The sequence below is a fragment of the Collimonas fungivorans genome (assembly GCF_001584145.1).
GTDB lineage: Bacteria > Pseudomonadota > Gammaproteobacteria > Burkholderiales > Burkholderiaceae_D > Collimonas > Collimonas fungivorans.
The window spans coordinates 103991-116702 of sequence record NZ_CP013232.1; the positions used below are offsets into that span (position 1 = coordinate 103991).

The following is a 12712-nucleotide window of genomic DNA, read 5'->3' on the forward strand; positions in this document are numbered from 1 at the left end:
ATTGAAAGGACGCGAACATGGCGAAGAATCCTGTCGAAAAGCGCGTCGAGACCCTGCGCGACCTGTGGCTGGAACATACCGAAGACCCGCAGGTGCGGCTGCTGGTGTGGCGCATTCCCGATAATGCCGACCGCATGCTGCAAGCGTTTTTCGAGATGCAGCAGCATGCCGGCGACTGGACCACGCCGGACCTGTTCCTGCGCTTCGAGGTGCCGTTCGACACTGGCTTCGGCTACAGCCGGGCATTGCGCCAGGCCCTGGCCGACAGCTATGTCGACAGCAAGGACAGCCTGCGCGAGCAAGGGGTAGCGGCAGACTGGCCGTTTTCCCAGCTGCCGCTTCACGATTCTGCTTCCGGCGTAATGGTCTTGCTGGCTTCGTTCGCGCAGCATCATCACGCGCAGCTGGCGCATTTGCGTTATGTGAATGCAGTGCTGGCGCCTAACGGCGTGACCAGCCAGGATGGCTGGGAAGCGTGGCTGGACGCGGCGTTGCGCAGTCCCGCCCTGGCCGCGGATGAGGCCAGGGTGCGCCTGACGCTGGTCGATACTCTGTCCGACCGTCGCTGGGAGGCGCTGACGCAGCGCCATGGCGCCAGTGTGCGTGTGGTGGAAGCGCCGATCGACATGTTCGACATTGCCCGCGAAACGGTAGCGCAGTCAGGCGGCTCCGGCCCCACGGTAGCCTACCGCCAGCTGCTTACCGACGTCATCACCCTGGTCGAAAAAGGCAGCGCCGCGCAAACCGCGGCGCGCGCCGAAAAAGCCATGCAGATCGCGCAGCGCGAGCGGTGGCCGGACCAGCAGGTAGTGCTGCAGATGGCGGTCGCGGGCGCTTACGTAAAAGAAAAGAACTACGTCGACGCCATCAAGCGCTATCGCGACGCCCGTGAATGCGCGATCCAGGCGGAACAGGACAAGCATCCGATGGCGGCCGACCTGATCATGCAAACCTGGTTTGGCGAAGCTGGCGTGTGGCTGGTGGCGAAGCAGCCGGAAAAGGCGGCGCAAGCCTACTGCAGCGCCGCGGAGCAGGCGCAGCGTGTGCCCAATCCGATGTTTGAAATCGAAGGTTTCCGCATGGCCGGCTACAGTTACGCGCAAGCCCGGCAGGAAAAACTGGCGCGCGACCACGGCGCCCTGGCGCTGCGCGCTGCAAAAGCGGTCGCTCCGGCTGAACGTCCGCTCACCACCATGTCGCTTGCCCTGCAGGATCTGTTGCGCCTGCAAGACCCGGGGCGCACCGAAAAACTGGAGCGCAGCGCAGCAGATTACCAGGCCGCAGTCGCTGCCGCCCATCTGCATGCCGAACAGCAGGCTGGCAAGCTGGGAGAGCAACCGGCGCCGGCCGACCTGGAAAAAATCGAAACGGCCATGCACGCGCGTTTCGAAAGCAGTTTCCAGCGCCAGCGCCAGGAACGCGAGCACCTGATCGCCGGCGGCGACGAATTCTTCCGCAAAGTGGTGGCGCTGGCGCGTGAACTGCTCAATCCGCTCTGGAACGGCCTGCCCGAAGTCAAGCATCCGCTCGACAAGGATGTCCCGGAATGGAGCGAGCCGCCGCAGTTCACCAAATTGCCCGATCCGGCCGGCGTGATCGAGACCGCCGCGGCGGCCCATTCAAACGCAGCCGCCAAAGCGCCGGCAAGCGCCGCCGCGACCGCCTGAAAAGGAAGCGTCCATGACCAACGCTGCCAAGCATTTCGACCCCCAGATAGGCATCGATATCCACATGTACGTACTGGTGCCCGGCACGCCGCCGGTGCCGCTGCCCACTGCGCATATCTCGATGGTGCTCGATCCTTTCGATTACCTGCCTTTTATCGGCGCGACAGTGCAGGTGGCCGGCGTCAAGCGCGCCACGGCGGGAACCGGCGGCCTGTCGGTGCATATCCCGCTGGCGATCTGGGTGCCGCCCCTGCGCGCCCCCGGCGGTCCGCAGTTCGACGACGAGTTGTTCATGGGCAGCAAGACCGTGCTGGCCGACGACTCGCCGTTCTCGCGCCTGGGCATGCCGGTGCTCGATTGCAGCGTGGTCGGCATGGTGCCGCCGTTCCGCCTGAAGAAACCGTCCAAACCGCATCTGTCGATGACCTTGCCGACTTCGGTCAACCTGGCGATACCGGACAGCGTGTTTGTCGGCGGGCCGCCGACGATTTCCCTGATGGGCATTGCATCCAAGCTGGGATTTGCGGCCCTGGGCAAAGGCTTCAAGGCTTTACGTCGAACCAAGGGCTTTCAGCGAGTAGGAGAGGCGTTCAAAAAGGCGCGCCAGAAGCTGTTCAAGAATATGGAGCCCGGCTTCCTGAAATGCAGGGTGCTGCGTGCGGAGCCGGTCGATATCCGCGATGGCAGCGTTGCAGTTTTCCATGAAGATTTTTTCATTCCAGGCCGCTTGCCGCTGACCTGGAGCCGCGGCTATTCCTCGAATAACAACCATGATGGCATCTGTGGATACGGCTGGCAGACACCTGCGGATTTTCGGCTGGAAATTGAGCCGGATGGCATGGTGCTGTTTTTCGAGGCAAGCGGCGCGGCGGTGTTTTCCCAATTGCCTGAAGCAGTGGGTGCCGATCACGCCGTGACGGAATTTGTCGACGGCGCGCAGTTGCATTGGGCCAGAAGCGACGATGCCGATGAACTGCATGTCGTGACCAAGGACGATCTTCGTTACGTCTTCCGCAAGCCTGCGCCCAATATCGCACCATTGCATCAAGCCCTGTGCCTGCAGATCGAAAGGATCGAAGATCTGTGCGGTAATCATTGGCGTTTTGAACGTGTCGATGGCCATCTGACACGAATCATAGAGAGCGGTATCGGTGAACTTCCGGGACGCTTTATCGAAGTGCATGAATACGACGGTAAAATCCATCAGCTAAGCCTGCACGATCCTGCTACCGGACTGAACTATCCGCTGGTGACATACAAGTACCAGAACCGCGATATGGTCGCAGCATTCGACGCACTTGACGCCGCCCGTACCTTCGACTATGACCATCATCGCCTGGTGCGCCATGCTGACCGCCTGGGTCTCTCGTTTTATTATGCTTATGACGATGAATGGCGCGTTATACACGCTTGGGGTGAAAATGGCCTGCATGACAGCAGCTTTGTGTACAACACGGTATTGCGCGAGACCGAAGTCACTGATTCGCTCGGCCATGTTTCGCTGATCAAGTTCGATGAAGATAATTTGCCTTTATGCGAAATTGACCCGCTGGGCGGCGTTACGGTATTCGAATACGATGCATTAGGACGGACTACGGCAGTCCTTGATCCTGCTGGATCAAGGACGGAATTTGAGTATGACGAGCGGGGTAATTTGCTGAAACTGCTGGACCCAGAGGGCAACGCGACTGTCATGGTGTTCAATGACGCTAATCGTATTACTGAAGTGGTCGACCCGCTTGGCAAGCACTGGCGCCGCAGCTGGAGCGAAAACGGTTTGTTGCTCGAACAAAGTACGCCAATGGGGGCGCGTTCGCATTTTACCTACGATGCTCATGGCCAGCTGCTTACCTTGGTGAATCCACGCGGCGCTGTTACGGCGCTGGCGTTTGACCGTTACGGCAATCTTTCGTGTTTGACCGATGCCCTCGGCCACCGCAGCCATTTCGAGCACGATGCCCTTGGATATCTGAAGCGTATTACGGATCCTGCCGGCACCGCTACCGAATATCGCTACGATGCCAAAGGACGTTTGCTGCAGACGCTTGATGCGGATGGCGTGAGCTCTTTTTGCGATTATGACGCAGAGGACCAGTTGATCAGCTACACGTCTCAGGACGGCGCCAAAACCGTTCTGGAGTACGCGGGCACAGGCAGGCTCGCAAAGCGCCTGCATGCGGATGGCCAGACTGTCGAGTATTTGTATGACACCGAACAGCAATTGGTCGGAGTGGTAAATCAGCGCAAGGAAACCTACCGGCTCAAGCGCGATGCCTTGGGCCGTATTGTTGAGGAGTGCGATTATTGGGAGCAATCGCGTCGATATCGCTACGATGCCAGGGGCGCTTTGCTGAGCAGCCGTGACCCTTTGGGACAGACGATCAGTTACGCCACTGACCGTTTGGGCCGGATTACCAGAAAAACGCTGCCGGACAGCGATGATCCCGCGCGGCAAATACAGGAAACCTATGGCTACGACAGGAATGGCGCTTTGATCGAGATGCGCAATCCATGTCGCCATGTATTGCGTAAATTCGATGCCGACGGCAATCTGAGCGAAGAAAACCAGGATGGTTTCAAGATCGAGAATCGCTATGATGAAGTGGGCAACCGTTTATCGCGGCAAACCAGTGCCGACAATAAGGTCGTTTGCAGTTTCGATTTGTGCGATCGGGTAGCAAGTGTGGCCATCAACTCGGAACCCCCTGTCCTGATCGAACGCGACGTCCTTGGACGCGCAACCAAAGAACATCTGAGCGGCAAGGTCCAGCGTCATCTGAGCTACAACGCGGCCGGTCATTTGAACGCCCAAACGGTATTACGCGACCAGATGCCGCTGTTCGATACCAGTTACGATTATGACCATGCCGGCAATCAGACGCGGCGAAGCGACAGCGGCCATGGCAGTAACCTGTATCAATATGACCCGCTAGGCAATCTCTTGCAACATACCGATCCTGCCGGTCACGTCACGAAGTTCCTCAGCGATCCTGCCGGCGATCGCTTGCGTACGCAGATTCGGAAAATGGAAATGCGGCAAGCTGCGGGCGCTGAAAATCAGGTCGAGATTACCTGGAGCCGCGAAGGTGATCACGAGGGACGGCATTATGTATTCGACCGCGTCGGCAACCTGATACGCCGTGAAGCTGGTTCGGTGATTTCGCCGGCTGCACCGGATGTGGCATCCCTCCGACTGCGCTGGGACGCCAACCAGCGTTTGATCGAAAGCAGCAAAGGTAGCCAGTCGACCCGCTATGGCTATGATCCGTTGGGGCGCCGGGTGTTCAAGCGCAATCAAAACCACACCACCTGGTTCTTTTGGGACGGCGACGCGCTGTTGGGAGAAGTCCGGCAGTCTAACAACGCCGGCAGCCTTGCGGATATCTGGTCGGCTGGAAACGTTGCGGATCTGATGGCCGCGCGCCGCCGCCTGACTGCTCTGAAGGCAATGCATGGCCAGGTTAGAGAGTTTGTTTATTATCCCGCCACGTTTGTGCCGTTCGCTTTGATCGACCGTCCTGCTGAAGGAGATGTGGCGAGCGGCATCAATGCAGCGGTAGAGAAAAATATGTCTCGTGCCGCTACCAGCGCACCTGAAACTTTGAAAGCAAGTGGGCCCGGCGCCGGCGGCATGGGAGGCTTGGGTAGCGTCAAGCTCGGTGTTTTAGACGATCCTGCATCGCCAGTGCATGAAAACCAGATCTCGGCCCGCCTCGGTCGGCAGCAATTGGATAATACCGGACTGGGCGCTGGAATACAGCTGAGTGGCAACGCCGGCGCGCCATCGCTTGCATTCGGGTCAGCAGCTGGAACGCCGCCGGCAGCACCGGAAATGGATGCCGGCGCCGCGGGCTCGAAACGACCGGCGGTGGCTGGTCATGTGTTTCATTATCACGTTGATCCCAACGGCTGTCCGACAAGGTTGACGGATGCTGACGGAACAGTGGTGTGGTCGGCCAGCTACACGGCCATGGGAGCGGTGCGGCAGCTGCATATGCAGGCCGTGGATAATCCGCTCCGGCTGCAAGGTCAGTATTCTGATGCTGAAACCGGCATGCACTACAACCGTTACCGATATTACGACCCGGATATCGGACAGTTTGTTGGACAGGATCCGATAGGACTGGACGGGGGGATAGCTCTGTATTCCTACGCACCCAATACCTTCGCCTGGATAGACCCGCTTGGCTTGACCATTCGTCCTGGCGGAGCACAGACGCATGATGTCGGATCTCACAGCGAACTGAGTCCTGGTGTAAATCGTGCTCCAGGACATACCAATACCTTGCCGGACCTGCGCGTTCAATCGCACCATCCTGTCCAGGACGCCTGGGCCAAGGCAAACATTGCAAACTACAACAGCGGTGACGCTCCTACGATATTATTGAGATCTTCCAGCGGCTACGAACATGCCCAAGTCTCGGCGGCGCAAAGAGCATGGCGGACACGGCTGTCAGCACTGCCCGGAGGAAAATGGGGATCAACTACGCTCAGAGAAGAAATGAATACCGGGTATAAGCAGCTGATTGACGCCGGTGTTCCCGAAGGTCGAGCGCGCAGAGCGATCGCCAGTTCTTATAAATACTTCACTTCTTTAGGATGCCGGATTTAACGATGGATATCACAAATATTATTGCCTTGGGCGCGGCCGTGGCGCCGGCCTCGCAAGTAGAAATCGACCAGATGCGGCAACAGCTTGGACGACCGGTCCCGGCGCAGCTGGAGGATTTTTATCGCAGCACGAATGGCTTCATTACACCGCAAGGAGCGACGCTATACGATACCGCATCAATGTTGGAACGCAACACAACATATGAGATAAGTACCTATTGTCCGGAATACCTGCTGGTCGGTGACGACAGCGGTGGCCGCGGTTTCCTGATGCGGTCAGAGTCGGACGACTTGTCCATCTATAGTTCGGATCTTGGCGACCTGGGGCCGGAAGATTTCGAACAAGAGGCCGCTTCATTGCAGGACTGGATTTCATCGCTGCGCTAAAGCCTTCTGGCCGGAAGGGCTCTAGCGCATTACTTATGCAGTTTTCGTAGAGCCTATCCGGTAATCTGGATAACGTGCAACCCAGGCTGCTCCTTGCAGCGCAAGTGATAGCTCTTGTCTCCCACCTTCAGCGTGATGTGCAGGTTGTTGTCCACCCCACGCTGATCGCCGGTCCCGCCTTCATGCGCCGTCGCCGACGGCAGCCATGGCCGCCCCTGCATCAGCTGCAGCAGCTGGCGCGCCTGTGAACGCGCCGATGCGGAAGCCATATCCAGCAGGTCGATGATATCGGCCGGCGTCAGCTTGACGAAATTGCGCACGTCGGTGGCCTTGTCCTGGTACTGGAATTTGCGGCTGTATTTCTCGTCGAAGCGCTTCGAGTAGCACTGCTTCAAGATCTTTTGCTTGGTTGCTGCATCCATGTTCTCTCCGTTCTATTTGATCGCGTACTTGAATTGCCCCTGCTTGTTGGCAGTGACCTTGATCTTGGCGATGCTGTCGCCTTCGGCCATCCTGGCCAGCACGGTTTCGGCAATTTCCGGCAACAGCGTGCCGTTGAGGATATTGTCGACGTTGCGGGCGCCGGAATCGACTTCCGTGCAGCGCGCCAGCACCGCTTCCACCAGCGGTTCGTCGTAGCTGAACTCGGCCTTGTGGTTGATGGCGATGCGTTTCTGGATGCGTCCCAGCTTGAGATTGATGATCTCGACCAGCACGTCGTCCGAAATCGGATAATAAGGAATCACTTTGAGGCGTCCCAGGAAGGCCGGCTTGAACGCCTTCACCAGCTGCGGCCGGATCGCCTGTTCCAGGTCGTCGGTGCTCGGCAGTTCCGCCGCCGCCTTGTTCAGGCAGCTCTGCATGATCAGGCTGGAGGCGACATTGCTGGTGAGGATGATGATGGTGTTCTTGAAATCGATCTCGCGGCCCTCGGCGTCGTCCAGCACACCCTTGTCGAACACCTGGAAAAACAGCTCGAGCACGTCCGGATGGGCTTTTTCCACCTCGTCCAGCAGCACCACGCTGTACGGATTGCGGCGCACCGCCTCGGTCAGGACGCCGCCTTCGCCATAGCCGACATAGCCCGGCGGCGAGCCTTTCAGGCCGGAGACGCTGTGCGCTTCCTGGTATTCGCTCATGTTGATGGTGACCAGCTTGCGTTCGCCGCCGTACAGTACATCGGCCAGCGCCAGCGCGGTTTCGGTCTTGCCGACGCCGGACGGGCCGACGAACAGGAACACCCCCTTGGGTTTGTTGGGGTCGTCCAGGTTGGCGCGCGAAGTACGCACACGCTGCGCCACAGCCTCGATCGCATGCGGCTGGCCGAGCACGCGTTCGTGCAGCAGCGAGCCGAGGTTGATCACGGTCTTGATTTCATCCTTGACCATCTTGCCGAGCGGGATGCCGGTCCAGCTGGCGACGATTTCCGCCACCACCAGGCCGTCGACCTGCACCGGCACCATCGGTGTTTCGCCTTGCAGCGTTTTCAGTTCCTCGATCAGCTTTGCCAGTTCCTGGCTTTCCTTGCTGTCCTTGGCGGCGGCTTTTTTCGATGGCTTGGCGTCCTCTGCCGGGGTTTGTTCGGCAGCCGGTATTGCTTCCAGGTCGGTGCGCGCGGCCTTGATGCGGTCGGTCAAGGCTTTTTCCTTTTCCCAGCGTTCGCGATGGACCGCCAGTTCCGCATTCAGCGTGGCCTGCAGTTCGCGCAATTCCTTCAACCGTTCGGCATGCTTGCCGCCGGCGTTCGATTCGCGCTCCAGCGAATTGAGCTCGGCCACCAGGCGATCCAGCTTCTTGACGATGTTCTCGATCAGGGCCGGCGTTGCATTCTGGCCCAGCGCGACTTTGGCGCAGGCGGTGTCGAGCACGCTGATCGCCTTGTCGGGCAGCTGGCGGCCGCTGATATAGCGATGCGACAGGCGCACCGCTTCGGTGATGGCCTCATCGAAGACCCGCACGCCGAAGTGTTTTTCCATCAGCGGCGCCATGCCGCGCAGCATGGCGCAAGCCAGTTCTTCGCTCGGCTCCTCGACCTTCACTACCTGGAAACGGCGTGCCAGGGCGGCGTCTTTTTCGAAATATTTCTTGTACTCGCTCCAGGTGGTGGCGGCGATGGTGCGCAGTTCGCCGCGCGCCAGCGCCGGTTTCAGCAGGTTGGCGGCGTCGTTCTGGCCGGCCTGGCCGCCTGCGCCGATCATGGTGTGGGCTTCGTCGATGAACAGGATGATGGCGTGCGAGCTTTTCTTGACTTCGTCGATCACGCTTTTCAGGCGGTTTTCAAACTCGCCCTTGACGCTGGCGCCGGCTTGCAGCAGGCCCATGTCGAGCGTATGCACTTCGACGCCTTGCAGCACGTCGGGCACGTCTTTTTGTGCAATGCGCAGCGCCAGGCCTTCCACCACCGCGGTCTTGCCGACGCCGGCCTCGCCGGTCAGGATAGGATTGTTTTGGCGGCGCCGCATCAGGATGTCGATGGTCTGGCGGATTTCGGTATCGCGGCCGATCACCGGATCGACCTTGCCTTCGCGCGCACGCTGCGTCAGGTTGGTGGTGAACTTGTCGAGCGACGGGGTTTTCGAGGCTTCGCCGGTCAGGTCCTGCACCGGATCGCCGCCTTCATCTGCAGCCGTGGCGACGCCGCCATCTGCTGTCGTGCTTTCCTGCGAACCTTCGGTCAGTTTTTCCAGGTCGTGCTTGAGGTCGTCCAGCTTGAACTTGATGAACAGCTTGGAGCCGCGGTAGGCCAGCTGCACCAGGTCCGGCTCGGTCAGCAGCGCCAGCAGCAGGTGGCCGCTGCGGATCCGTCCCGACTGGTTATCCAGCGAGGCGATCAGCCAGGCGTGTTCGAACAGCTTGGGCAGGTGCGGCGAAAATACCGGGGTGCGCGCATTGCCGTTCTTGAAACGGTCGATTTCGCCCTGCAGGTCGCTTTCCAGCGCAGCCAGACTGATGCCGGATTTGCGCGCGATGACTGCAAAGTCGCTCTTGGGCTGTTCCAGCAAGGCCAGGAACAGATGTTCGATATCCACTTCATACTGGCCGCGTCCGACGCAGATGTTTGCCGCACGTTCCGCCGCCAGGCGCGAGGTGTCGTTCAGTTTGCTGATTAAGGTTTTGAGATTAATGCTCATTGAAGCCTTCCCATCCATGCATGGTCAAAGTGAGTGAATTTCGTAACAGACATCGGTGCGGTCGCTTTCTTCCGGTTTGCTGGTGACAAAAGTATCCCAGCCCAGCCGTCCGCTTTCGCGGTCGGAGTTGAGGATGACGCTTTGTACCTGGTCTGCGCGCAAGATCAGCTGTATTTCATACTCCAGGAAGACGCTGGTAAACATCGCCAGTATTTTTTGCAAGCCGATGGCGGCAGCGCCGCCCGGCAAAAAACTCTCGAACTTCTTCTTCGCCAGCGGGCCGATTTTCAGGCGCATGCGCAGATCGCGCTGCCATACCCGCTCGCCCACCATCGCCACGCTGCCTAGCAGGGCGTTGGTGGAACCCAGCACGGTTTGCTGGTCCACCGGCACGTTATACCAATGGCCGACAAACTGCTCGATGGTGATCGGCACCGAAAAATATTCGCGCAACACCCGCTGCATGTACGCTGCCGACGGCGGCCGATGGCGGATGGCTGCGGCGAAATGTCCGATCGACTCGTCCAGCACGCCGGCGCCGTCTTCCGACATGCGGTCGCGCAAAGTGCGGTGGCCGAGGCCGGCGAGCGACATCAGCAGCGGCAGGAAACTGTCGGTGCCGTCGATCTGGTACTTGAATTCCAGCCGGTACTTGCGCCAGGCCTTGAAAAAAAGCGCTACGCTGCGATTCGAGAAAACATCCAGGAAAGCGCGCGGCCCGTGATCTTTTTCATACAGCTGGTGTGCAGCGATGCGTTCCGAGTAGTGGCTGGGCAAGGTGCCGTTGCTGCCTAAGAAACCGATGAACGCCGGCGTCAGCGCAATGCTGTCGAGCTGGTTGGTCTGCAATGCTTCCAGCAGCGCTTCCACCGTTTTTTCGGTCAGCTTCGGCGTTACCTCCAGCGCCTCGATTTCGCTCGGAGGAAAATTCAGCGACACGGTGTTCTGGAAACGCAGGAAATCGCTGACGGCCTCCTCATGCGGGATGCCGTTGCGTTTCAACCACAGCTCCAACATCATCACAGCCTGGAAAAACTGGAACCGATGCGGCTTGTCCAGCAAGCGCTGGATTACACTAGGTTCGAATCTCCGCTGCGCGGTAAGCATCGCAGTATCTCCTCACCTGTTCGTTTGGAAGCTATCACCAATTGCGTAAAGCTGTTGGCATGCACATACAGGCCGAGGAAGCGGTCCAGGACATTGGCAAACACATGGATGCCGCTACCGACAAAACCTTCCTCGTCCAGCGTGACCCTGATCTCGATGCCGCGCACCAGCGATGCAAACGGATTGCCGGGCAGCCAGGCGGTGGCAGCCTTGTGGTCGATGCCGACCACGCTGCCGATCTGGCGCTGGGAAATCGCCGAACGCGGCAAGTCGTACAAGCTCAGGGTCTCTTGCAAAGCCTCCAGGCCGCCCTTGGCCAGCGACAGGTGGTTCAATGCAAGATGGGAAATCAGGCGCCAGTGGGCGCCGCGGCCGCGCTCGAAGCGGCAAGGCTCGGATGGCTTGCGCAAGAAGCCGATGGAGTTCACCAGCGAACCGCCTTCCAGGAACAGATCGCCGCCAGCCAGGCCGTAAGCCAGGGAAGCCGGCAGGTTGCGATTGCAGCAAGTCAGCTCGATGCTCAGCGTATCGGTTTCTATGGTGGCCGGATCGAAGTCGATGTCGACGATCGAAATTTCGGTTTCGTAGCCGGGGCTGCGCGCCGCGACCATCTCGTCGCGCCGCATGGCCCAGTAATGGCCGGCCTTGTCCACGCTTTCGCCGTGGCGCAACGAATAGAAAGGCCGGAATTCGGTAATCGATTCGCCTTCCGGGGTCTGCCGCACCAGTTGCACCGAATCGATCGAATGCACTTCATAAGCGTAGGCGCGCCGCGAGTCGCCCACTACCGGATAGTAGGCGCTGGTGTGGGTCAGCCGGATCGGGTCGCCGCGCTGCTTGAACAGGTTGATGACCGGGGTGCAGCCTAGCAGCAGGTTGTTGGTCGACAGGGTGCCCAGCATGCGCGCGGTGTTGGAGTCGGCGCGCAGTCCGGACAGCACCAGGTGCAAGGTGAATTTCTTGCAGCCGGGCGGCAGCAGCTTTGTGATTTCGGCAACATCGACGTCAAAGAAATTGAATTTCTCGGGATAGGAAAAGTACTCGGTCAGCAGCCGGTAAGCAGGATGCGAGCGCGCCGGGAAGTCGATCAGCGATTCGTCTTCTTCAAAACCCACCGGCGTGACCGGGATCTTGTTCACGGCATGCCATTTGCCGCTCTTGCCGACTTCGACATAGGCGCGCACGGTGCGCATGAACAGGGTGTCGCGCAATGCAGCGCAGAACGATGGCTCGCCGTCGATGAATACGCGCAGGCTCTTGACGCCCAGTTCGGCAAAACCGGCTTGCTCCGCCGTGCTCTCGAAAGTAATGCCGATGCGTGAGCTGGCGGTCGGCGGCAGCAGCACTGCGTCCGGCGGTTCGATGATGGGATCGAATACCGCGCGCGACAGCAGCACCGGCGCCACTGTCACTTCATAGGTTGTCTTGAATTTGCAAGCCACGCCCTTGACCTGGCGCGTTGTCAGTTCGGTGCCGCGCGGCACCGGCATGGCGGTGGTCAGCTGTGCCGCGGCGACGCTGTAGTCCATGCGCGCGATCGAGCAGGACGGAAACGGCCGCAGGTAGTGCGGATACAACACTTCGAACAGGGCTTCGGTGAATTCCGGGTAATCGTCGTCCAGCCGCTTCGAGGTGCGGGCATTGATCAGCGCGAACGACTGGATCATGCGCTCGATGTGCGGATCTTCCGATACTTCGCCGGACATCAGCAGGCGGCTGGCAATCTTCGGATAGCGTTCGGAAAACTCGCGCGAATAGCGTCTCAGGAAACCGAGCTCGCGCTCGTAATAGGGAAGTAATTCGTCCACG

At 59.6% G+C, this 12712-nt stretch carries 7 protein-coding genes; 3 read left to right on the forward strand and 4 right to left on the reverse strand.

From position 1 onward, the window contains the following. Positions 1 to 17: 17 nt before the first annotated feature. The 3 genes from CFter6_RS00410 to CFter6_RS00420 are packed head-to-tail and all read left to right on the forward strand — an operon-like array spanning position 18 to position 6665. Positions 18 to 1667, forward strand: a complete 1650-nt coding sequence (locus tag CFter6_RS00410) for a hypothetical protein (protein ID WP_061538262.1) — start codon at positions 18 to 20, stop codon at positions 1665 to 1667. 13 nt (positions 1668 to 1680) lie between these two features. Then, complete coding sequence (locus tag CFter6_RS00415) at positions 1681 to 6279, forward strand: RHS repeat-associated core domain-containing protein (protein WP_082814493.1); 4599 nt, start codon at positions 1681 to 1683, stop codon at positions 6277 to 6279. Between the two features lie 2 nt (positions 6280 to 6281). After that, positions 6282 to 6665 carry an SMI1/KNR4 family protein gene (locus tag CFter6_RS00420; RefSeq protein WP_061538263.1) on the forward strand — a complete coding sequence of 128 codons (384 nt, stop codon included), beginning with the start codon at positions 6282 to 6284 and terminating at the stop codon, positions 6663 to 6665. Between the two features lie 53 nt (positions 6666 to 6718). Here CFter6_RS00420 and CFter6_RS00425 read toward each other — a convergent pair whose 3' ends face one another. Genes CFter6_RS00425 through tssF form a run of 4 tightly spaced genes read right to left on the reverse strand, consistent with a single transcriptional unit; the run spans position 6719 to position 12711 of the window. Next, a complete protein-coding gene (locus CFter6_RS00425) occupies positions 6719 to 7087 on the reverse strand; it encodes a hypothetical protein (RefSeq protein ID WP_061538264.1) in 369 nt (122 codons plus the stop codon). A 12-nt stretch (positions 7088 to 7099) separates the two neighbouring features. Next, on the reverse strand, positions 7100 to 9796 hold the full coding sequence (gene tssH, locus CFter6_RS00430; RefSeq protein WP_061538265.1) for a type VI secretion system ATPase TssH: 2697 nt from the start codon (positions 9794 to 9796) through the stop codon (positions 7100 to 7102). A 24-nt stretch (positions 9797 to 9820) separates the two neighbouring features. Continuing rightward, complete coding sequence (gene tssG / locus CFter6_RS00435) at positions 9821 to 10903, reverse strand: type VI secretion system baseplate subunit TssG (protein WP_061538266.1); 1083 nt, start codon at positions 10901 to 10903, stop codon at positions 9821 to 9823. Further along, positions 10867 to 12711, reverse strand: a complete 1845-nt coding sequence (gene tssF, locus CFter6_RS00440; RefSeq protein ID WP_061538267.1) for a type VI secretion system baseplate subunit TssF — start codon at positions 12709 to 12711, stop codon at positions 10867 to 10869. Before tssF ends, tssG begins: the two co-directional genes overlap by 37 nt. Between the last annotated feature and the right edge of the window lies 1 nt (position 12712).